Source organism: Acinetobacter sp. BZX-2, from assembly GCF_055179795.1.
Map to the genome: position 1 here is coordinate 3,182,594 of NZ_CM143686.1, position 22,539 is coordinate 3,205,132.

General features: G+C 36.7%; 18 protein-coding genes and 1 pseudogene. 3 read left to right on the forward strand and 16 right to left on the reverse strand.

What is annotated here, in order from left to right; translation table 11 throughout:
- Position 1 precedes the first annotated feature (1 nt).
- Both ACY45D_RS14940 and ACY45D_RS14945 read left to right on the forward strand, forming a co-directional pair.
- Complete coding sequence (locus ACY45D_RS14940; RefSeq protein ID WP_463107429.1) at positions 2 to 1,051, forward strand: hypothetical protein; 1,050 nt, start codon at positions 2 to 4, stop codon at positions 1,049 to 1,051.
- Positions 1,051 to 1,542, forward strand: coding sequence for a hypothetical protein (locus tag ACY45D_RS14945; RefSeq protein WP_010115249.1), 492 nt, complete (start codon positions 1,051 to 1,053; stop codon positions 1,540 to 1,542). Before ACY45D_RS14940 ends, ACY45D_RS14945 begins: the two co-directional genes overlap by 1 nt.
- A 181-nt stretch (positions 1,543 to 1,723) precedes the next feature.
- Here the strand turns inward: ACY45D_RS14945 and ACY45D_RS14950 are convergent, their stop codons facing one another.
- From ACY45D_RS14950 to ACY45D_RS15000, 11 genes are all read right to left on the reverse strand, one after another.
- Entirely contained in the window at positions 1,724 to 2,644 is a 921-nt protein-coding gene (locus ACY45D_RS14950) for a recombination directionality factor (protein ID WP_463107430.1), read from the reverse strand.
- Positions 2,645 to 2,772: 128 nt separating this feature from the next.
- Positions 2,773 to 3,828 carry a YqaJ viral recombinase family nuclease gene (locus ACY45D_RS14955; RefSeq protein WP_463107431.1) on the reverse strand — a complete coding sequence of 352 codons (1,056 nt, stop codon included), beginning with the start codon at positions 3,826 to 3,828 and terminating at the stop codon, positions 2,773 to 2,775.
- A gap of 232 nt (positions 3,829 to 4,060) precedes the next feature.
- A complete protein-coding gene (locus ACY45D_RS14960) occupies positions 4,061 to 5,092 on the reverse strand; it encodes a DUF932 domain-containing protein (RefSeq protein WP_463107179.1) in 1,032 nt (343 codons plus the stop codon).
- Positions 5,093 to 5,342: 250 nt separating this feature from the next.
- Positions 5,343 to 5,966, reverse strand: coding sequence for a hypothetical protein (locus ACY45D_RS14965; protein ID WP_463107180.1), 624 nt, complete (start codon positions 5,964 to 5,966; stop codon positions 5,343 to 5,345).
- A 43-nt stretch (positions 5,967 to 6,009) separates the two neighbouring features.
- Positions 6,010 to 6,321 (reverse strand): hypothetical protein, encoded by a 312-nt coding sequence (locus ACY45D_RS14970; RefSeq protein ID WP_463107181.1) that lies wholly within the window; start codon positions 6,319 to 6,321, stop codon positions 6,010 to 6,012.
- Between the two features lie 4 nt (positions 6,322 to 6,325).
- Positions 6,326 to 6,610 carry a hypothetical protein gene (locus ACY45D_RS14975; protein WP_463107182.1) on the reverse strand — a complete coding sequence of 95 codons (285 nt, stop codon included), beginning with the start codon at positions 6,608 to 6,610 and terminating at the stop codon, positions 6,326 to 6,328.
- A gap of 637 nt (positions 6,611 to 7,247) precedes the next feature.
- Positions 7,248 to 8,309, reverse strand: a complete 1,062-nt coding sequence (locus ACY45D_RS14980) for a hypothetical protein (protein WP_463107432.1) — start codon at positions 8,307 to 8,309, stop codon at positions 7,248 to 7,250.
- Positions 8,309 to 9,583 carry a hypothetical protein gene (locus ACY45D_RS14985; RefSeq protein ID WP_463107433.1) on the reverse strand — a complete coding sequence of 425 codons (1,275 nt, stop codon included), beginning with the start codon at positions 9,581 to 9,583 and terminating at the stop codon, positions 8,309 to 8,311. Before ACY45D_RS14985 ends, ACY45D_RS14980 begins: the two co-directional genes overlap by 1 nt.
- A gap of 265 nt (positions 9,584 to 9,848) precedes the next feature.
- Positions 9,849 to 10,814 carry a YagK/YfjJ domain-containing protein gene (locus ACY45D_RS14990; RefSeq protein ID WP_463107434.1) on the reverse strand — a complete coding sequence of 322 codons (966 nt, stop codon included), beginning with the start codon at positions 10,812 to 10,814 and terminating at the stop codon, positions 9,849 to 9,851.
- 242 nt (positions 10,815 to 11,056) lie between these two features.
- Positions 11,057 to 13,435, reverse strand: a complete 2,379-nt coding sequence (locus ACY45D_RS14995) for a hypothetical protein (protein WP_463107435.1) — start codon at positions 13,433 to 13,435, stop codon at positions 11,057 to 11,059.
- Between the two features lie 405 nt (positions 13,436 to 13,840).
- Positions 13,841 to 14,704 (reverse strand): hypothetical protein, encoded by an 864-nt coding sequence (locus ACY45D_RS15000; RefSeq protein WP_463107436.1) that lies wholly within the window; start codon positions 14,702 to 14,704, stop codon positions 13,841 to 13,843.
- Between the two features lie 191 nt (positions 14,705 to 14,895).
- Between ACY45D_RS15000 and ACY45D_RS15005 the strand changes: the two genes are divergently transcribed.
- Complete coding sequence (locus ACY45D_RS15005) at positions 14,896 to 15,117, forward strand: hypothetical protein (RefSeq protein ID WP_463107437.1); 222 nt, start codon at positions 14,896 to 14,898, stop codon at positions 15,115 to 15,117.
- Here ACY45D_RS15005 and ACY45D_RS15010 read toward each other — a convergent pair.
- From ACY45D_RS15010 to ACY45D_RS15030, 5 genes and pseudogenes are all read right to left on the reverse strand, one after another.
- Complete coding sequence (locus ACY45D_RS15010) at positions 15,110 to 16,309, reverse strand: tyrosine-type recombinase/integrase (protein WP_463107438.1); 1,200 nt, start codon at positions 16,307 to 16,309, stop codon at positions 15,110 to 15,112. The two genes, ACY45D_RS15005 and ACY45D_RS15010, sit on opposite strands and share 8 nt — an antisense overlap.
- Positions 16,310 to 16,527: 218 nt before the next feature.
- Positions 16,528 to 16,599 (reverse strand): annotated as a pseudogene (locus ACY45D_RS15015) (hypothetical protein); the annotation flags it as partial.
- Positions 16,600 to 16,773: 174 nt separating this feature from the next.
- Positions 16,774 to 17,790 carry a Fic family protein gene (locus ACY45D_RS15020; protein WP_463107439.1) on the reverse strand — a complete coding sequence of 339 codons (1,017 nt, stop codon included), beginning with the start codon at positions 17,788 to 17,790 and terminating at the stop codon, positions 16,774 to 16,776.
- Positions 17,791 to 18,019: 229 nt separating this feature from the next.
- A complete protein-coding gene (locus ACY45D_RS15025; protein WP_463107440.1) occupies positions 18,020 to 20,080 on the reverse strand; it encodes a bifunctional diguanylate cyclase/phosphodiesterase in 2,061 nt (686 codons plus the stop codon).
- 223 nt (positions 20,081 to 20,303) lie between these two features.
- A complete protein-coding gene (locus tag ACY45D_RS15030) occupies positions 20,304 to 22,487 on the reverse strand; it encodes a carboxy terminal-processing peptidase (protein WP_463107441.1) in 2,184 nt (727 codons plus the stop codon).
- Positions 22,488 to 22,539: the final 52 nt, after the last annotated feature.

Here is a 22,539-nt window from a genome sequence, read left to right on the forward strand (position 1 = left end):
AATGAATTCAGATATAATAGATATCAAACGACAAGGAATCTATAAGAAATTTCCAAGTTTTGAGTTTTATATTCAAAGTTTGGATAACTCTAATGATCAAATTTTCCTTGATTTATTAGATAAATACATAAAAGATGGGAATTTTCAACATAAATCTGAATTTGGAGTATTAGATTACAACATATTTTATGCTTTCAATGGTTTGGGAAGTTATTTACAACGTTTGAAGCAAAAGTCATTCGAAGATTTTCAAACTAAAAATATATTTAATGAAAGTTATTTTTTTCAAGCCATTAGCTATCTTTATTGGCAAACTTGTTTTGAACTACATCAATGCTCAAAATCTATCGAGCTATTCAACAATGGAGTAAATGATCAATTAAATACTACGTTCTTCTTAAAAAGTAAAGTTTCTGATCTTGGAACATATTTACAATTTGACATGTTAGAGGAAGCCAAATTTCTAACTAATAAATATTTAGATTTTATTAATTCACCTACATCTTTAAAAATATTTAATGACGAGGGTGATTTATATCATCGAAGAACTCAATATTTTGTATTACGACTTTTAAACAACTATTGGTTTAAAAAAGATATTAATTTTCCAACATGTGCATTTGATGAACCATTATTCAATCAATTAATTGAAAATTGGGATACAGAAAATATTATATTATTAGAACATTTATTACTATGCTTATGTGATAGACACACTCATCAATCAAAATTTGATACAGCAACAAAATTTTTTGATATCTCAGATTTTACATTCTCATATTTGCCCTTTGAAATACATACAATCTTAAGGTTAAGAACAGAAAAAGGCTTAGAAAATCCTATTTTAAACCATGTAATTATGACAACTCCTTTAGGAAAATTTTATCCAAATAAAAAACCTTATATGGACGATTTTTTATTAAAAATCTTGAAACGTGCAAGATTAGAATATCCAGACTTTGCAGATGGTCTTTTTGCAAAGGAGGGACTTTATGCTGACACGATTAAACCAAGTGCCGATAAAAAACCTTGGCAATTTTGGAAAAAATGATGGAAATTTCAAATAAAGAGTTTGAACTATTAAAAATCATTCTAGAAGATAGTATTAGTTATTTTGAAGATAAGAGTGGTAATGACTTTTACCTTGAAGGTGATGACTCTCCTGAACGCTTGAATGTATTTCAAGAAATTATTGAAACTCAAGCAGATGAAGAAGACAAAAAAGAACTTCTAGAAAATATAACTTGTTGGACATACGATATATGGGTGGTTCGCTACTTGACAGAGCTCAACCCCCAAGTAAGTTTAAATCATACTCAATTAGAAATGTGCTTACTTTTACTTGAAGAAATACAACAAGTTCCTTGTTTACTACGTGGTGAGTTTAGGTTCAATAAATCTGAAATTGATTTTGTGGAAGAGATTTTGCATTTAAACAAACCCAATGTAGATGATGAAATTTATTATATAAATAGCTTGAAAATTACAAACTATTTGATTAAAAAAATTAGAAATTACCTATTTAAACCTAAGTTGTATTAGCTCCAACTTAATCTGGCTGTACTAGCTTAAACTTGATCTGACAGTTACCTTTTTTTAATTTGCTTTATCTTTGTTCCCATTTACTCCATAGGGATGGTTAGTATTTTAATTCACCAAGCTAAAATATTTGGTTTTTAAGATTCTGAAAAAGCCTTATATTTTTAATATAAGGCAAATTCACCTAATTAACTGCCCTCACACTCCCCTGCAATCCCTTCTGAATATCTTGCACGAATCCATCCCCCTGATTGAATTTAGGCTTTGTCTTGGTTCTAGTTGTTGTTTCAGACTCAACAAGCTCATCCGTATAAAACTCCTCGACCAAATCCAATCCCTCCTCCGAATTCACCTCAAACCGTGCATTACCATAACCCTGCCGTGCCATTTGATCTAAAGCCTGTTGATTAAACCCTGAGGCTTTACTTTGTTGGTCAATCTCTTTCGCCATTTGAATCGCTTGTTGCAGATTAACGCCATCCCTGAGTGTCAAATCCACGTAATACACAGGGGTACGATAGCTTTGTGCGGTGGACTTGCCTCTCAAGGTCAATTGCAATGGTAGGCAGGACAGTAAGCCATTCGATGCCGCATGGTAATAGCTCAGTCGTGCTGACAAAGTCCGAATACTGTTGAAACCTGTGGTTCTAAAAATAAATGTACCCAGCTCATCACTTTCATCTAAGTTGACATGCAAACGTCCATAAGGCTTACAGTTGCCGCCTTGTGCTAATGGACATAAATCAGGGGATGGACATGGATGTTGTTCTACACCTTGATTGGTGAGGCGTTGGCAAGTTTCTCCATTCCCTACACAAACGGGACGTCCTGTTTGGCGGTCAAATAGGCTGTACTCCGCTCGTAGATTGAGTTCAGGATCGTTAAAGATCATCCGCACAGGAATGGTTCTGAATTTTTGGTTGGTTGCTTTGGCGCGAAGCTGTTCATCTAAGGGGTGCTTGACCCATCCTTCTTTGCCTTGGATTTGGCTAGTAATCGTGAACTGGTCATCCTTTTCGGGCAATCGTTTACCATTCTTTTCTACCACTTTACCGATACTGATTCTGCCAAGTATGGGTGGCGTGATTGCTAAACCTTTGATCATGGTGATTTCCTCTATTGTGTAAATGAAATTTGCATAAAAAAATCCCATGCGCTGAGGCATGGAATGTTTAGGTTGCTTGGGTGTTTTAATGTTAAGTGGTTGAATATTTTGCTTAGGCTAAATCGCTTTCAATCATCATTGGTATAGATGTTGAAACGCCGTGAACCTGTTTTACTTTGTGGAAATTGATTCAGATATTCAGGATGTTGTTTGAGTAAAGCCTTGCTGTCTAAACTGATTGAGTCCTTGGACTTTTTCCACGTCACTGAGCCATTGGTGAATGTTGCACGTTCAGCCTGTTGCATCTTGGCTTGTAACTGGTGTTTGAGTAGGTCGAATTGCTCCTGATGCTTTTCGATTCGGTTGCGCGCTTGAAGCAGTTGCTCAAACTGTTGATTGGCTTGCGTATCTTCAGTGAGGTCTGTGGTGCTGAGTGGTACATGTTCAGGATAAAGCAGTTGTAGGGCTTTGGCTGCCGACTCACTGGCATCTGCTTCAGGTGGTGTATCCTTTTCCACACACTCCCAGAAATATCGTTCAGCATTGATGATGTGTTGAATCACTGATTCAGAACGGGTCACTTTAAAGATTCGGGTTTCATGCCCACAAATCAGCACACAAATATGCGCAGCTTTCTTACCTGTCACCGCCAATTGATGTTGTACCTGACACAGCACGTATAAAGGCACACCATCTCGCCACAACTTAGCACCATATTCCCCTGCTGTTTTACACTCCAAGATTTGCACATCAGCATCACCCACCACGGAATAATCCAAGTTAGCCAACATGAAGTGTTTATCAGCTTCAGGATGTTGTAGCACTGCATTGACCCGACGAACTTTGTAATTGGTATGCATGCTGTAGTATTCAGCGACCAAGGGTTCAAGTCGTTTGCCCCAATACAAAGGCGCATGCCCTTCACTTTCATCTTCGATGCTTTGTTGAATCCGACCTGTCTTGATCATCCACAATTCGAGCATCGACATATAGGGATTGAGTCCACAGGCTGCGGCGCAATCACTGCTACCGATGCCTTGTCGACGTACTGCTAACCATTCGGCTTGGCTGAGTTTCTTGGTGTCTACAAAGCGTTTAGCGGTAAACAGTTTGGGACGATGGGTATGAATATTGACCATTGGATTCGGTGTTACATTGAGAGGCATGTTTAGTGCTGTATTCATGATGATTTCCTATTTTGTAAATTTCGGGCATAAAAAAGCCACATCCGAAGATGTGGCTCTGTGTCGTGGCTCAATGAATTTGAGTGACTGAAATGAGGTGTTTAAAACAGCAGGCATAAAAAAAGCCACATCGTGTGATGTGGCTATAAAGGGTTTATGCTCTGGAGGTGGTGCAACATAAACTTTGCTTGATTGACAATTTTTAATTTAATCTCAAAAGCTTAAAGCAAACTTAAGCAATCATCCTTAAAGCTTGCTCCAATCCACGTTGTTTTAAACCTGCCCCTGCACCAAACCATGCAGAATCAAGTCGATGATCTTGGCTCATAGCACGACGTTCGTGATCGCAGAATTCTGTGATCGAACACAATAAGCCATAGGCGGTGTCTTTGGCTGAACTGAGTTCTGCCCCTCGTCCATGTCCATTAAACATGGTCATGACTTTAGACATTGCTCGTCCATTGGGTTCGGCTTTTGTAGTCTCAGTCTGATTAGCAACATTACGATAGAACTGAATAATGCTGTCATCCTGTTCGGCAATACTCAGACTAGTGTTGTTAAACACTGCATCGAAATAAGCCGCCGCTTCTTGTTGCGTCACTTTACGTTGACTCAGTTGTTTCATTTCATACATATGATCTTCCCATGCACGCACGGAAATACCCAGTTGCTGTTTAATTTTCTCAGCATCGAATTTGGTGCTGTGTGGCACTTTGACCACGCCTGCACTTGAGTTCTGTCCTTTTAAGGCAATGGCTAAGGTGTTATTACACACCACTCGAATACTGGTGAATTGTGCGGTGGTGGCAAGGGTGCCATCGCAAGCCGTTGCTAAGAGAATATAGCCATTGCTGACATCTTTCCCCTTGAGTGATGTTGTTTGTCCTGTTCGTGCCAATGCCCAGAACTTCTTTCCACCTTTGAGTACACCTGCGGTTTCTAATTCAAAGCCAGATTGTTCGGTCAGGTCTTTATAGAAATTTAAGATTTCCAATGGTTGGACTTCCTGATAACGCTGACTGACTACGGATAGCGGTGCATGGGTATCGGAACGATAAAGTACTCGCTGTTCCTCATAGGGCATGATGATGCTTTGCCCTCGTTCATTCTGTGCCATATAGCTAACATTGGAGGATTCAATCCTCCAGTCCATGCCTGCCTGCTGTGCCCAGACCTCGATGGGTTGGTTTTGGGTGAGTTGGTTGCCTAAGCCATGCCAAGGGGTTTCGCCTACATACGCCATTTGTTCAAGTTGATGTGCCATGCGTTTTGTCCTTATAAACAAAAAGGCTGCTGAACCCCATCCCTTGATTGGAATGAAGTCCAGCAGCCTGATTCAGATTTGTCTTGTGAATGTGCTTATTAAGTCCTGTGTAATAGGCTCAATAAACACATTCAATGTATTGATTCATCTTTATGTTATATAAGTGAAATTTCTTTCAATCCGTTCAAAAGCTTCAACGACTCAACTGTATAGTACGTGGTGCGTATGTAGAATAAATATCGCCTTCAGCTTATTGTGGTGACATCACAATTTCACGTCCATCCTTGAGTACTGCAACCACCTCTCTGACATTGCGTGGATCACAATTCAAGAAGAAGCGCATGGATTTCCCATACAAAATAGGATTGGCACCATCACGGTAATCTGCTTTACAGTTACCCCGATTCACCACCACTCGATCCAATGTAATGCTATCGGACAATGAAATTAAATGGAGGTAGGCTGTTTCAACCTCATGTTTCTCACCAAAGACCTGATTCTTAATTTCAATACGATATTGCATTGAAGCATCGCCTTGGTCGGATGATGTTTGTTGTGCGTCCTTCTCCGCTTCTTGTCTATTCAGGGTTTCCCATTCATCCCAGCCTTTGGTAATAAATTCTCGTATTTCCGCAACGGGTGTCACTTCCAAATTACTGAGATAATAGCCTGCGGTAGCTGCCGTTTCTTCACTAGGCGATTTTTCTAAGGACTCCAAGTCCTGTAATTCTTTCTCGGTCAGTTTGTCTGTTTGAGCCTTTGCTTTGACTGCTTCGGTTTTCACTGCGTTATTCTGCGCTTGTGCTGCTTCTGGTTGTTTTTCACAACCGACTGTGAACATGGCTATGGTTGCCAACATTATGATCTTTTTCATTTTATCTCTTTTCCCTTATTCCCCATATGCTTAGGTATTCACATCAAGGTGCTGGTCTATCCATGCATTGTTGGTAGTATTTGTCTTTAAAAACTTGTTTGGTTTTTTCAAAAGTTGCTGTCCCACCTCGACTATATTCAAAGGCATCATGAATCATCGGTCTGAGTTGTTCTCTCAGCTCATCGTTATCGCCTGCAAGCATGTAAGTCGCTTCGGCAAAACCACCGTAGGTCAAACGAGCCTGCATCACGGTTTCAGCTACATTCGCTTCTTCCTGACAGGCTTTCTCTTGTTTGGAGCTACAGCCTGTCAGCAAAGCAACGGCTATGATGAAAAGTAATTTTTTGTTTATCATGTTCCTACCCTCTGCATTTGCCCACGGTATAGCCTCTGGCAAAGTCCAGACGACGTCTGTCTTCATCATTGCTGATCGGTACAGTAAAGAATGGCTTGCCGTATTGTTCACGGATGCTGTCATAGCGACAGCTACAGGCTTCTTCACTTTCCACTGCGGTTTTAATGGCAGCGTTTGGATACATGCATTGTTCGATATAAGCTTTACGGTCTTTGCTATCCGTAGATGAACAAGCAGATAAAATAGGTAAAAGGAATACAGCAAGCATGCTGAATGTTTGAATTCTCATAAAGCTCCCCTTTGGTATTGTTCTGTATTGAAATCAAAATTTAAGACACAACGACGCATGCTCCCGAGTCAGGAAGATGTGCGAATATGAATAAAATGAGATGAATAAATCCCATCAACTGCTTGGTGAAAAGTCAGTTGTTTGAAATAGAATTCAGTACAGTAAGGGGATGTTTTGAATGACCATGATAGACTCCTAGATGTAATAGAAGTTCTGCCGAATCACTGCTATTTGATTATGGTGGCAGAACGAAAGGGGGTTAGCAGACTGATCATCTAGTATCAGCACGCGCGAACGCGTCCCCCTCCCGTTCTACCGCAAAGGGGGACGAGAAGGTTTCGCACAAGACTTATACTCAGGAAGAATATAAGTACCTGATACGCTAGATGGATCGGTCTGCTAAAACCGACTGACAATGTAGGTCAGCATACTAAGAATAATGGTGAGGGGGATTGAAGTCAATTCAGATGGTTATTTTATAGGTTAATTAGTAAGAAAGTACCATGATTACCCAAAATTTTAGTGTAGTGGAAGCTCTAATATTCACAATGCTTTAGGTTTAAAACCTACCATATAGAACACTTAATTAATTTTAATAAAAAAGCGTGGTAAACCACGCTCTTAATCTACAAAAATATTAACTACTTTCAGTAAGACTCATAGCAGCTGAAAATTCTTGCCTGTTTATTTGCCAATAATCTAAAAGACAATATAAGTATCCTTTAATATCAAGTGTCTCTGGTAAAGTTGGATTTTTAGACTGCATAGCCATTTGCTCTAACGTCTTTGCAAATTGAAACATATGATTAATATTTTCAGTTTTAGCAAAATACTCAGCCAAGATATTTACAGGAAGATTTGATACATCACTGTCAAACCTTTGTTTTAAAAGCCTTGCATGAACATCTCCACCCTCTACATATTGAGTGATCATATTCATTGAAAACTTAATTAAATCATTGGTACCTGCAAACCCCCTATCACCGAAAAGGAATCCTTCTTTGAGTTTTTCAATTCTCTCATGAGGGTCAAGAAAAGAAATTTCTCTCATGCAAAAATCTATTCCCAAAGCTAAATAAGAACAGATCAAATATAAGCATCTAATAGCTGTATATCTTTCTCTTTCCCTAGTTAAAACTAATTGAGCAAAGAACTTCCCTTCAGCAAGCCATGAATTACAGGAATCAAAATTAATTGGTTTAGATAAAATAGATTTACAATATTTCATCCTGTTTTTCCAATCTCCATCTACTTTTTGTAATTCATATGAATCTATCAAATTTGATAGCTGCTCTTCAAAAAGTCTTTCTTCATTCGGACTTTGATTTCTAACTAACTTTGATAAAAACTTTCCATCCAATACCATTACATCTTGTTTCTTCGCAAAAGTTTTAATAAGCGGTCTAGAATCAGTTGTAGCAACAATAGCTTTGTTGCTATATGTCGCTTGCTTCAAGCCATTTACCCAAAAAATTCTTTCTAGAGCATGAGGTACTTTTTTATTTTTTATATCAACGACAGTTATTTCCCTAGAAAATGACGAGGCTCTCGAATATACCCATAGATCTATATCGGTTACATCATCATTTTCATACACAAATGGAACACCACGAACAACGTAAGATCCTGTTTTTAGAAAATAGTCTCTTAAAACTTCTTCCAGTGCCATACCTTTAGGTAAAGTGATTAAATCAGCCATTAAATGCCTCCAGTCCGTAAAGCATCTAACATGTTATTAGTTGCAGTCGGATTCACTTTTACTTGTTTTTTTCTTAATAAATCACGATTTATTTCTGGTCCACTGAATTGAGTAGCTGCAGTCGAAGGTATTAAGCTATCTGAAATTAGAGCATGTTCACTAGCATTTCCTGAAGTTAAGACTAGTAAAGCTATTTCGCCAACCTCTTTTTTTAAGAGTCTTAAGTAAAATCTATCATTTGCATAAGGAATGACTTGAACAACTCCCTTTAGTTCAAGAACTCTATAATCCTGACCTATTGCAGTAACAGGTCCAACCTGCCCTCCCGAAATTAATTTTCTTAATAAAGGTTCTATTGCTTGAATTTGCCCTCTTCCATAAGCACTTCGTGTCATTCCGTATTTCAAAGAACTAATAAATGCTTTAGCTAGATCAAAAGTATCATCAACAATAGAGTTACTTCCAAATTTTGAAAAGGACTCTGGTAGAGTAAGAAAACCTATTTCTTCCTTAGAATTGGATACTATGTTTACCTCATATACACCAATAGGTAGCAACTTATCTAAAAGCTTTTGCCCTAGTACACGTTCACCTTCACTTATTGCTACACAACCTTCCGAACGAATAATAGAATTTAACTCATTTATCTTTATACTCTCTTGAGCTGATAAAGACTGAAAGACTCGTCCTATTTTTTCAGAATATTGCCTCTTAAAAAGATTACCATTAAATAATAATTTACCTTTATCAGATAATGTTTCTACATCGGTAAAGCCTATAGTTTCGGCAGATGTGAATAAATAATCTAAATTCTCAGAAGTAAGCTTAAACTCATCGCTTAGTAAAGGTTTTATTTCATTTTGAAAAATAGGTTCCTGAGATGCTTTTTCAGCCAAAAAGATCGAAGCATTCTCAATATTATCAAAAGAATCAATTGATTGGTCAAATATACTAGCTGTATGCTCTAAAATTGAATGCTGAGTTAACCCTAAAGTTACAACATCACCATTTTTACTATAATCAATTAATTCTTTTTCTTTTAGTAACTCTAGTAACGGTTTTCTTTCTAAATTAGATATTCCTACATAAGTACTGAGAGCCTGTACTTTGGAAGAAGTTATTTCAGATTCATCATCCTTAGATAAGGATGATAAAAGTAGACCAGCCTTACCAGCAGTTAAAGTGTTATCAAAAGTATTATCTGCATATTTTATCTCATTTAATTTTTGTGCGTGGTGAATAATCCATGCACCCTTAAGTTTTTTTTCAAACATGTTTTATCCTTTTAAAAAGAATAGATACTACATGAAATTTCGTAAATGGCTAAATTATCAAAAGTTGTAACTAAGCCTTAAAACATAATTTAGTATAAAGCTTTTATATGAAATTATTATGTACTCCTAACCAAGTAGACTATCCAAACTTCATCTAAAGGTTGAGCCTTCCCTGAATCAATTCCTTAAGAGCCCCAAATGACTGTTTTAGCTAATAATGTATAACTCTATCCTACTGTATTGAGATGTATAGTCTTTTAATCAATCAACATGAAGAACAGCCAAAAGCCCTCATACCTTTCACACGCACTCTAAGACGCTGCTCAATCTTTTCAACAGTCATACGAGCTAAATAGCCATACACAGATTTAAGCCTTGCTAATCCTATTGGATCTTCACGCTGAATCATTCCCAAGCCATTAAGATATTTATAATTTTCCTTTTCCTGACTGTTTTCTGTATTCGCCACCATAATTTCACTGTCTTCCACATCTTCATCCGCATGTTTACAAGTATGACAATTCCAATAATAACCAAGCCCTTCCGTTATTTCATCCATCCATACCCTGCCTACCCATCTAGCGAGCTTGCAGTCATAAGTAGATGTAGAACCATCGTAGATCAAAAACAAATGAACATGATAACTCCCTAGAGGAGCCTGCTCTAAACACCAAGCATTCAGTTTCAGATTTTTAAAACACGTATGCTTATTTGCCATACGGTTACGAAGCGTTTGAACATGTAGATTAAACATTTCAATATCAACCATATGCTGTTTATCCACGTGATACTTCAAATCCACCCTGACAACGAGATTACGGCTATAACGATGGAACAATCTTTCTGAGAGCTGCTTAAGCCTTTTAAACCGAGCACTTACTCCAAACCTATATTGACGTAAATCACTTTTAACTTTTGACCGATACTCATGAAACAGTTTGCTGTATTCGTTTAATATTCCCTCATCTACCTTTAGAAGGGAGTCATACGTAAAGTAGCCATTTTCCATTTTCCTGTAACGTTGAAGTTCACCTTTGGCTATGACATGAAAGACATCAACATAGTCTGCATATACATGATTACAGGAATAAATTTGTTCAAAGGCATTTAGCAATCTAACCAGTTCAGGTAAGTCTTTTCTCTTCAAACCATCATTGATAATTCTTTTAGTAAAAGATTCAATTTCAATCAGTCGCTTTGGTTCATGGAGAGTGTGTTGGTGAATGTTCATGATGAGTAATTCCGTAATATGCTCATCAGATCAGGTGTTTGAGTATTTTTTAATTCTTAATCTTTAGTTATATAATTCATATATATAATATCTACTACAGCTTTTCAGACAAAAAAATGCCCTAAGATTCATTGAAATATAGAAACATTTCAATCAATTTACCCTAGGGAATGATAGAAAATTGATCATTTTCAGCAGAGCTAAAGTTATTCAACGCTTTCAATGAAAAAACACGCAAACAATCATGATTGTTCATCGTCATTTTTCTTGACAAGCACATGCTTTGATTTAGGTTTTTGCCCTGGTGTTAGCCTTTTTTCTTTAGGCACCCAACCTTGAATTGGGCTAAATAAACTCTTGTAACAAATATATGGCAAATACTTTTCTTTAAAAGCTCCCCTAGTCACTTTGTCTATAGTCTCAATTTTTAAGGGTTTTGACGAAAGTTCGATCACTCCATCCCAAATAACTTGGGGATCTAGAAGGTAAGTAAACTCTGCTTTTATAAAAGCAAGAGAACCACTATGAGATAAATCCTCTGAATTTCGATATTTTTCATTGCGCTGGTCAATAAACCTTTTCAAAAATGAATCTAAACTTTGATATATATCAATAGACTGTAACTCTGAGTCATAATTAAAAATCAAGGTTAGGTCTGCATACAACGTTTTGTCTTGCCCAACTACAAATCCTTTTTCATCCCAACGCAGTATATACCCTCTTAACCAACGTAAAGGTTGAGTTGAGCGCCCTACCCGAAGGAACTCTGTCAAAATTGCCGATTGCTCTTTTTTGCTAAAATTACCACCATGTAGACGACCAAACTTCAGATGCAATCGATAAACAAGTACATCCTTTTCTAAAAGGTATTCAGCATATTCTGACAACTTTTCAAATGACTTATCTAATTCTTTTAGTTGCTTGTTATAAGTGTTCACATTCAGACTTGCTTTAAAACTTCTTAATATCTCTTCATACTTTTGAATTGTTTCAGGGCCTATTGTGTGATTACATAAATCCAATAACTCACTCGCCTTGGAAGAAAAGAAGCTCCTAAAATCGATTACATTTTGTGATTCGAAACCAAGCATTTCTATTTGAATAAAAGGATAATCCACACCGTTTAAGTGTTTGAAAAGACCAAACCAAATACGCCCTAAACGCGTCATGCTATCGCTATAAAATTTAGGAGAACGATTCTTATTAGAAGTGGCTGGCGTTATTACTACATTGAATAGTTTTGCTGGAACCGTTTTCAACGTCTCACAGAACAGCTCCATCAAATAAAGTAAGCTACTGCGTGGAATCTTATCCTTGTGACTGATAGGAGGAGGTAAAACAGAACGTAAATCCATCAATGCAACTTTATCGAGATAATTTTGAGCTATTTGAGGGAGGTGCTGGCAATCGTAGCTTTTATTGCACTTAGAAAGTGTTAAAAGCTCATCAAATGTGATCTGTTTTGTTATATCCTTTTGCAGTAATGCCCCTTGAGGCATTAAAGACTTATTTGAGTGAGCCTTAAAAATATCATCGTTACTATTATAGCCGTCTATGTTCAGGCTTATGACTTGGTCTACAGAAAAAAAATAGCTGTAAACCCAGTACCAACAATAATAAAGTGAAAGCTCATTGCCCTTACCCTTCTTTATTAAACCCACGGCATTACTATGATGATAATCTCGAAGATGCTTATTCCAATTCTTTAGGTCGTAACTTTCGGCAGACAGACCAGCCTCCTGTTTCATTTTCTTATCTAATTGAGCAATAATCCCATCTTCTGAGAAGTTCAAATGTTTACAATTAAACATCAATATACAATGCAAATTTAGACCAGCTTCCTGCATCGGTTCTAATTTTAATAAATAACTTTGTAAATTCTCAGTTTGAGCTATCAACTGGCGTATAGCATCAATTTTACCTTTTAGTACTTTGAATAAGCTGGTGTAACTGTTTGAACAATCATCGGAAGGTGCATACAGATTAATGTCCAAACACATGACGTACACTTGCCCATTTCGATCTAATGTGTCTTTGAAATACTGAAAATAGCTCTCTTCTTCATCCGACAAGGCAAATGTTTGTTTAACTGTTTCATCAGTTTTCATTTTTGGGTTTAAATATTCAGATATTTCAAAATAAACCTGTGCCAATTGCTCACGAGGAATAGAACTAAAATCCTGAGGGCTGTTCATACAAAATTTATTTTGTTGAAAAAACTGATTAAACCACATAACAATATTTGTCTGATTTCCCCACCCGCCTTGCACTTCTGGTTCCATCAAATATTGTACAAATTTTCTAAATGCGGGTATCTCCAATCCATGCCATTCAGGCAATAATCCAGATGCATATTGCAAAGAACCAACATCTTTTAAGAACTGTTCTTTACGACTAAAGTCCATTTTTTCAAATCTTCTTTTACTCATCACCTCATCATTCTTGATATTTAACAGCCACCAATCATAGAGCTGAATGACATCAATTGATTCCCTAAAAATGAGAATATTCTGATCCACCCCCTCTTGCTTGGCTTCATCATAAGTCTTTCTATATCGAACCCTAAGTAAATCATACATTTGTTCTTTTGAAATTTTAGATAAAGTTGGAGTTATATTCATTAAAAACCTCTATATACGGTACTTATGAAATTTTTAATTCAATGTTATTCAGTACTTTTTATCATAATAATCATATTTTTTAAATCAAAAATTACACTATTTATAGTTATTATTCAAAATATCAGAGAGACTATTAGCCAAAAAAAATTAGACACACCTATTCAATTTTTAAATACTACTTGACGCTTTTAAGGCAAAAATCCTCTTAGCCCTGCAAAGTAAAACAGGCTGCTGCTGGCGATACTTTAAAAATACAAAGTGAATTCTGTGCGATTTATGTGGGGAAAGTAGAGCTGTAGAATCTGATAGCGATCTAATAAAAAAGTACTGTAATAAGTACCGCTCTCCCCTAATCCATATGAGGGAATAATTGGGTGTAACAGTAAAAATGTGATTCTCTCTTATTTAACTTTCATTTTTTGGGATTAAAATTTCTTTCAATAAATCGTGATTTTTTCTTAACTCGTGGATAATTGTTTCCTCCATGTAGTCAGTATTGTTATATGGCATATTGTAGCCAAAACGCTTTAATGCAACGGAGGGGTTTTTCGAATTTAGAATGCTTGTTAGATTTTCAATTTCTTCTTGTAATTCTTTTACTTGCCTAGCCTTTTTATCGGATAATACTTTACGGTGCTTATACCCATCACTCATTACCTCTCCTAACTCTTCTTCTTTTTCCTTAATTAAGGCTTTCACCCAATCAACATCAAATTTTTCAAATTCTTTTATCAATGTCGGAATTATTGAAGTTACAGCCTGATTCAAGCTCTTCCACTTACACCCATTTAAAGCACATTGCTCACGTAAAACACTGTATAAAATTTCACGCCTAGGTAATAATTTTTTATCATAGCGCGCCCTAACTGCACGAATTGCACTCACTTTTCTTGCTAATCCAATGTTATAACAATAATAGTAAGCCCCCATTGTATCTACATATGCCATTAAAATTTCGGAAAACCGTTGCTTACAAGTTCTTGAAGATAAATGACCACTTTCACTTTTTAACAAATCTATTTTTATAAAAAAATCATATATTTGATTTGGTCTAAAACTAGGATCATTTGAAAACTGTGGAAGTACTGTCACTCTAAGTGGGTTCTTTAAGAAATCATTTTGTTGCATTCTCAGTATGATTTTATCTCTAGCTGCTACATATGAAGGATGCGTAATATCAGCCTCAAAATCACAGTCATACCAATACTTAAATGTGAAAAGCATTTCTTGCTCTAAATCATTCAAATCAGAAATGATGTCTAAATTCACTATTTTTAATCCTTTAAATAACAATATATTGAATAGCATGATACGCTAGTTATTTACTAATTACGCACCACTCTACTTTTTATTTTTATGAAATTCTATAGTTGCATTATCAACAAACAAGACAGATTCTTAAACCTTTCAGGTTAAAAATCCGATCTTTATATAGACATTGTTTCAAAAGGATCAAAGATATGGGTTACCTAACATCTAAAGAAATTCGCCAAAAACTCAAGGATTGCTCCGCATCAACGTTATGGCGCTATCAACAACCTAATCAAAGAATGTTTAAAAAACCAATGCCACAGCCTATAAAAAAATGTACTGGTTCCACCAATCTCTGGGATGAAGAAATATTTAATGAATGGTTACACAACCATTTCAATAACAATCAAATTAGCAATCTATCTAGTTAGATAGATTGCTAAGCTTTTTCCACCATTTCTTATACGCTTTAGACATTTCTTTTTGATAATCATAATAGTCATATGTGCTCTGCTCCCCAGGCATTACATGACCAACCATCAATTCAGCAACATCCCTACTTGTAAACGCACTAAAATTTGTCCTAGCCGTACGACGTAAATCATGCATAGACCAATGACCCATATTTACACCAAAATTCTTACGTGCAAATTGCATAAAATTATAAGGAGTATCAGTTGGTCCACTGCGCCCCATAGGCTCTTTACCATTTTCATGTGGGAAGATGTACTCAGAATTACTCAAATCTATTGCAGACTGAAGCCAAGGTTTTATCTCTTCAATGATTGGTCGAATGATATTACCTTTGCTCTCTCCTGTCTTATGATTCTCGTAAGGTACTGTCCATGTATTTTTGCTAAAATCAAATTCTGATTTCCTTGCAAGTCTCAGTTCACTGTAGCGATTACCATAAAACAAGCATAACTTAAGAAACAAAACATTTCTAAGAGACGTCCTTGACTCATCACAAATTCTAAAAATTAAAGACAACTCATCATCCCGTAGCACTCGATCCGTTTTATTTTTCTTAATATTTAAATCACGCTTTCCCGTAATATGACGTATAGGATTTTGCTCGATTAACTTTCGATTAATCCCCCAATCCAAGCATTGCTTAGTATTTGTGAGAATGCGGTCAGTAATTGATGGAGATTGTTTAAATTGCTCTTCCAATAAATCCAACCACATATGTAAGGTAATTTGCTCAGCAGGTATTCCACCTAATTTAGGAAAAACATAAAGTTCAAATGATCTTAAATATTGATCTGCATTCTTCTTATTCGGAATACTATATTTAGTGTGCCATTCTCTAAACAAAGCTTCAAAAGTAATCGCATCAGTAATTTTGTGAAGTTCGACTTTTTTGTGAATACGAGGATCATGTCCTTTTTCTAAAATTGCTTTCATTTTCTGCAATTCAACACGGGCTTCTTTAAGACTCATATTTGGGTATGTGCCAAGGTCTAAACGGGCCTGTTTATCATTATACCTAAAGCGCATTTGAAAAGTGAGTTTGCCTTTTTGCGACACACGAACGCTCAGACCATCTTGATCAGGCTCAATATGTACCACAGAACGTTCACGATCTAAATTCTTCTTAAGCCAAGTATCTGTTAAAGGCATTTTGTTCCACCTGTGTACATATTTTTTTCAAATCGCTAATCCTAGAAAATATGTACACACTTATGTACACAAACATACTGACTAGACTTGAAATTCATTGAATGGGGTTGAATGATATTTTAGATAAATAATAACGATATTTATATATATTTTCATCACTTAGATTTTTCTATAATTAAAATTGAAATAGGTTGAATGAGCTTAAAATGGAGTCAAATATTTGGGTGGGAAATAATAGCGAACGTACGTCGCTGAGCGACCTGAGTCGCTAATTCATTTTGAAAGCTCATGCAAAATACCTACTGCGAACACGCAGTTGTAAGGATCAAAACTGACCCAAATATAAAATTGGCAATATTGTAGCAGAATTACGCCATGCTACGCTGTAATCTTGAAAGTAGTTTTAACTACAGTGCCGAGTGTTCACATTGGTAAATACCTTGTTTTCATGTTTATAAAGATTTTTAGCTTTTCAATCTATAGCGCTGCTTCGGACTTTTGGGTTTATCTGGAATTGTCCGTTCAATCAAATTTGCTTCTATCGCAGGATTTAAGTAATTCTTTTGGAATGTCGCTCGATGGGTTAATCCTACCAATTGAATTAATTCAGCCAAAGTATAGTCTTCTTGTTTCATTGCTGAAATTAACCGTTGTACTTGATCATTCATTCCTTGATAAGCTTGTACGTCAGCTTGAGCGGTAGCATGATCGCTATCTTGAGCGGTATCAGTTGAACTAAGGATTGCATCTAAAATCATCTGTAAGATGAATTCAATAAATGGCGCTGAATCAGTCCGATCAGTGCTTGTCTGTAAAGCTTCGTAATAAGCATTTTGATTTTGGTAGACTAAACTTTCAACTGGAATATTGGCAAAAATTGGATTCCATTGGCTAAGGATCAATGTTTGCCAAAGCCTACCCATCCGCCCATTACCATCTGTAAATGGATGTATAAACTCAAATTCATAATGAAATACAGAACTACGGATCAAAGGATGTTCTTCACTTTCACCCAACCAATTGAGTAAATCTACCATAAGACGATTAATCTGATTGGCTGGTGGAGCCATATGTACTATTCGATCACCTGACATTACACCTACACCACTACGCCTATATTGACCGACTTCATCAATCAAACCTGTCATTAAAATTTGGTGTGCTCGTAATAAATCCACTTCTTGACTAGGTTGCCATTGTTGAAATGCTTCATAGGCTTTCATGGCATTTCGAACTTCCTGAACTTCTTTAGGAGGTGCGATCACAGGTTTACCATTTAGGATCGCCGTGATTTGCTCGGTACTCAGCGTATTTCCCTCAATCGCAAGAGAACCTTGAATAGTACGAATACGATTAGCTTTCCTAAGTTTTAAGCTACCCTGAATTTCCTCCAAAACAGTTAAACGTCCTACATTCTCACTAATCTGAGCGATCAAATGAATAATTTTTGAAGTTATAGAATAAGGCGGTTGGTATTTCATAAATAATAGGTCTACCTCTATAAATTCACTTTAGAATGAAATTCACAGCTTGCATCTCAAGCCATTCCCCTCCTTCAAACTAAGGGACTCAAAACTCAATAAAATTGTACTCACATCAATCTGACCTTGATGATTACTCTTACTTTTTAACATAGCTACCCGTTTAAATATGAGTGAGTATATTTAAAATCCTCAATAACCCAAAACCATTCAACTCATGATTTTTATATCAAGCAAATACAGGGTAACACGATTCCAAACGATCTACAGGCAACGGCATGCCAAGCAAATAACCTTGTAGTTGCTGGCAGCCTAAACGTTTTAAAATCTCAGCTTGCTGTTCAGTCTCCACACCTTCAGCTGTTACGACAAGCCCCAAACGAATAGCCAACTGAATAATGCTTTCCAAAATAATTTCTTCTTTTGAACCCACACTTAAATTACGAATAAATTCACGATCTATTTTCAATTCATCTACAGGTAAATCTTTTAGATATAAAAAGCTTGAATGCCCTGTTCCAAAATCATCAATCGCTAATTTGATACCTAAATTTCTTAATTTTTCAAAAGTTTGAATGCTACTTGAAATATGGTGCATCGCAGTAGATTCAGTTATTTCTATAATTAAATTGCCACGCTTAACATTATATTTTTTAATCAGTTTCTCTAGCGATTCGATCAAATGTTTATGTTCAAATTGTACGGCAGAAAGATTGACTGCAATTGGTCCAAAAGCATATTGCTTCTCCTCCCATTCTCGCATCTGCATGCAGGCTTGTTCGAGCGCCCAATACCCCATTCGAATGATTAAACCCGTCTGCTCTGCACCATCAATAAACATGCTCGGTGCAAGCAAACCTAAAGTAGGATGCTTCCATCGAATCAACGCTTCAACACCACAAATCTGATAATTTGCAGTAAACTTGGGTTGATAAAACAAGATAAACTGTTGGTCTTCAACTGCTTTATAAAGATCATTAATCAGTTTAGATTGGCTTCTACTTAAGAGCTGTTGATCAGAAGAATTACTATAAATACTAAATGTATTTCGTCCCTGCTCTTTAGATTGCATCATTGCTGAATCAGCATTGATCAATAGATCCTGCAAACTCTTCCCATTGTCAGGGAAAAAAACGATACCAATACTTGCAGAAATATTGATTTCCTTACCTGAAATTTGAAAACTATCTTGAATTTTTTGTAGAACTAAATCTGCAATCTGTTCAGTTTGCGCTCTATTGACACTTTCTGCGATCAGAATAAATTCATCGCCACCAATCCGAATCAGCTTTTGTCCTTCTTCTAATAATGGGTATAGACGCTGTGCTAATTTAACCAATAATTCATCACCAACATGATGACCAAATGCATCATTTACCGATTTAAAACGATCTAAATCTATATAAATCAAAGCAATTTTAGATTTTCTTTCTTTATTTTGTAAGAATAAAGCATCTGTGTATTCAACTAAAAATAAACGATTAGGTAACTTGGTTAAATTGTCTTGTAGCGCCAAACTTTCCAGTTCTTTATTGACTTGCAATAATTGTAGATTACGTTCTTCCAACCTTTTTTCTAAGATCGCCACACTAAATGCGGCAACTAAAACCAAACTGGTCACGAAAATAATGGTAAACAACAGAACATCTTGTCGCTCTTGCCCATGCTGTGTCGCATTGACCATATCACCAACTGGATAAAATATCGCTGAAGCCATACCTGTATAATGCATACCGGATATTGTAAAAGCGATCATAAACGCAACAGCAATTTTATATAATGTCTTGTGATTGAATGTATTTTTATATTTAAAAGCGAGCCAGAATGAGAGTCCCGAACCACTAATTGCAATGAGTACAGAAAACACCACCAATGGAATATTATAATAAATCAGTTGATCAGGAATATTTAACCCCATCATACCGACATAATGCATTCCTGAAACGCCTAGACCCATTAACATAGCGCCCAAAATCAAACGTAAAATAGGTAAGGTATCACGAGTAGTCAACCAAACCGCAAATGTAGAAGCAATCGCAGCAATGACATAAGAAATGATGGTTAAACTAAGATCAAACGAATAGCCTTTAGGTAAATGACAAGCAAACATTCCGATAAAATGCATAACCCAAATCGCAAAACCAAAGACCATTCCACATATACACAACATCAACTTTTTTATATGGGTAGTTTGTTGTTTAAATATGAGTTGTTGCAATGAAATAGCCACGTAACAAATGATTACTGCAGCGCATACAGAACCTATTACGAGGTTACTATCATAACTCATACAATATTTCTTCCCGTAATAAATCTATTTTTGTTATAAGAAGCCCCTATAAATACGACGCATAACTGCGATCAGGTTCACCTTTTTTAAATATCTTTAGTTACCCTTAAAATATCACTATCCTATTGAACGTCAAGTTATTTTTTAATGATAAAAGAGAAAAAAGCATATATTAAATATGCTTTTTAATTTGACTAAATAGTATATTTAGTTAGGGGCTTAGTTATTTACTTTTCAGACTCGCCATATCCATTAAAACATTGGCTGCTTCGGTGACAAAAGTTTCTTCTTCGGCCAATGCAGGGCGTTGATTTGCCTTCATTTTTGCTCTCGATTCAGCTAAAGCATCTAAACTCGCCTGATAACTTTCCCAATTTGAATAAGGCTTCAATCCTGTTTCTGTACGGCGCTTATTTTCTGCGGCTAGCGTTTTCGCTTCAAGCGCATTGAGTTCTGCTTTACGCAAATCGATATCCAAAGAGGTCTTTTTCTGGTCTTTCGCTTGCTGCGCAATCGCTTTACGCGCTTCTAAATACTGAAATTGTGGATCTACCGCAACACGCACTTTTGATTTTTCACCCAACTGTGCAACATAGGGCTGAATTGACCCTTCACGCTTGAATGGTGCAGTTGGAATGGTATCCCATTTCAAAGCATTTTTAGCTTTACGCTCACCAAACTCTTCATCATAAATATCGACCAGTTTAATATCTGGAACTACGCCTTTATTTTGTGTACTCCCACCTGTTACTCGGTAAAATTTACGTTGCGTCAGCGTTGCTTGACCATAAGCCAAACTGTCTAATTGAACTTGTGCTGTTCCCTTACCTGTTGTGGTGCTTCCCAATACAATCGCACGATCATAATCTTGCAATGCAGCCGAATAAATTTCACTGGCTGATGCCGATGCCAAATTGACAAGTACAGCCAATGGTCCTGCATAAGTTTGAGCACCACCGTCGGTGTCTTCAAACACACTCACATTACCATTACCATCACGAATTTGAACAACAGGCCCTTCTTTAATGACTTGTCCAATCATCTTGGCAACTTCTTCTAAAGAACCACCTGGGTTATTACGTAAATCAATGATAATGCCTTCTACTTTTTGCGAAGCAAGTGACTTCAAGGCATTATTGGTATCTTCCGCAACTGAGCGATATTCAGTTCCTGCTCTTCGAGCACGATAGTTTAAATAGAATGAAGGAATTTCTAGCACACCGAATTTATGCTTCACACCATTGCGTGTCACATCCACGGTACGTGAGCGCACACCTGCATCTTCTTCTTGAATCACATCACGGGTAATCGTGACCACTCTCGCTTGATTCATCGATGCGCCAGCCGCTAAAAGTTTGACTGAAACTTTTGTGCCACGCTTACCACGAATTAACCCGACAATTTCTGAACTTGGCCAACCAATCACATCAACCATTTTGTCGCCATCTTGGGCAACACCGATAATACGATCGCCTGATTTTACCTGTCCTGTTTTACTTGCAGGCCCACCATCCACAATGGTTTCAATCTTGGTGTAATCTTCATTGCCACGTTCAGGGCGAATAGAAACCCCAATTCCTTCCAGCTGTAAGGTGGTTTGGCGATTCAACTCCATTGCATCTACTGGTGGGAAATAGTTACTGTGCGGGTCATACGTCAGTGTCATTGCATTTAAAATGCGCTCTAACACATCATCACTTTTGGTTCGTCCAATACGTTCTAGTTGACGGGTATAACGCTTAGTCAAGGTTTGAACTGGGGTTAAATCTTCAGATGAAGCAAGATCTTGCCCATTCGCCAAAGATGGATCATCTTTTAAGGCCTTTTGTTTAGCCTGATCTTCTTGTTTCGCAATGGTTAGGTTAATCAATTGCGAAACTAGCATTTTACGCCAGTAATTTTCTAGCTCTGCTTTGCTTCCAAAGAATGCTGCTTTTTCACGATCTGTGTCGATAAACTGATTTGGCTGATGTAAGTTTTGTGTTTTCTTGAGTTCAGCCAATTCAAATTCATAAAATTCTTTTAGACGAGCGCGATACTGCGCATGTATTTCATACGGCGCAGACAAATTACCTGCTTTTAAGGCAGCACCTAAAGTCGATCCATACTTTTTCTTATAGTTTTCAACTTCAGAAGCTAAAAATAACGTGTGCTCAGGATCAAGACTGTCGATATACATTTCTAAAATACGATTTGATGTATTGGCATCTAAGCGCATATTTAAATAATGTTGACGATCAATCAACGTGGCGAGCTGTCGCGTAACCAAAGCCTGCTCTTGCGTAGGATGAATTGACTGAGAAACATTTGTAGCATTGGTTTCAGCCATTGCCTGATTGATGGTATGCGAAAAAAATAAACCACCAGTTGCCAGAGCTATAGCGCAAGCGAGAGTTTGAAGTTTCATAAATTCTTAATATTTCCTTGGGTTTTCCAATTTCTATATCGTTTTTCAATCT

Excerpts from the sequence above, each read along its gene's own strand:
- ACY45D_RS14940 (WP_463107429.1), top strand. The coding sequence starts at position 2 with ATGAATTCAGATATAATAGATATCAAACGACAAGGAATCTATAAGAAA.
- ACY45D_RS14945 (WP_010115249.1), top strand. The coding sequence starts at position 1,051 with ATGGAAATTTCAAATAAAGAGTTTGAACTATTAAAAATCATTCTAGAA.
- ACY45D_RS14950 (WP_463107430.1), bottom strand. The coding sequence starts at position 2,644 with ATGATCAAAGGTTTAGCAATCACGCCACCCATACTTGGCAGAATCAGT.
- ACY45D_RS14955 (WP_463107431.1), bottom strand. The coding sequence starts at position 3,828 with ATGAATACAGCACTAAACATGCCTCTCAATGTAACACCGAATCCAATG.
- ACY45D_RS14960 (WP_463107179.1), bottom strand. The coding sequence starts at position 5,092 with ATGGCACATCAACTTGAACAAATGGCGTATGTAGGCGAAACCCCTTGG.
- ACY45D_RS14965 (WP_463107180.1), bottom strand. The coding sequence starts at position 5,966 with ATGAAAAAGATCATAATGTTGGCAACCATAGCCATGTTCACAGTCGGT.
- ACY45D_RS14970 (WP_463107181.1), bottom strand. The coding sequence starts at position 6,321 with ATGATAAACAAAAAATTACTTTTCATCATAGCCGTTGCTTTGCTGACA.
- ACY45D_RS14975 (WP_463107182.1), bottom strand. The coding sequence starts at position 6,610 with ATGAGAATTCAAACATTCAGCATGCTTGCTGTATTCCTTTTACCTATT.
- ACY45D_RS14980 (WP_463107432.1), bottom strand. The coding sequence starts at position 8,309 with ATGGCTGATTTAATCACTTTACCTAAAGGTATGGCACTGGAAGAAGTT.
- ACY45D_RS14985 (WP_463107433.1), bottom strand. The coding sequence starts at position 9,583 with ATGTTTGAAAAAAAACTTAAGGGTGCATGGATTATTCACCACGCACAA.
- ACY45D_RS14990 (WP_463107434.1), bottom strand. The coding sequence starts at position 10,814 with ATGAACATTCACCAACACACTCTCCATGAACCAAAGCGACTGATTGAA.
- ACY45D_RS14995 (WP_463107435.1), bottom strand. The coding sequence starts at position 13,435 with ATGAATATAACTCCAACTTTATCTAAAATTTCAAAAGAACAAATGTAT.
- ACY45D_RS15005 (WP_463107437.1), top strand. The coding sequence starts at position 14,896 with ATGGGTTACCTAACATCTAAAGAAATTCGCCAAAAACTCAAGGATTGC.
- ACY45D_RS15010 (WP_463107438.1), bottom strand. The coding sequence starts at position 16,309 with ATGCCTTTAACAGATACTTGGCTTAAGAAGAATTTAGATCGTGAACGT.
- ACY45D_RS15020 (WP_463107439.1), bottom strand. The coding sequence starts at position 17,790 with ATGAAATACCAACCGCCTTATTCTATAACTTCAAAAATTATTCATTTG.
- ACY45D_RS15025 (WP_463107440.1), bottom strand. The coding sequence starts at position 20,080 with ATGAGTTATGATAGTAACCTCGTAATAGGTTCTGTATGCGCTGCAGTA.
- ACY45D_RS15030 (WP_463107441.1), bottom strand. The coding sequence starts at position 22,487 with ATGAAACTTCAAACTCTCGCTTGCGCTATAGCTCTGGCAACTGGTGGT.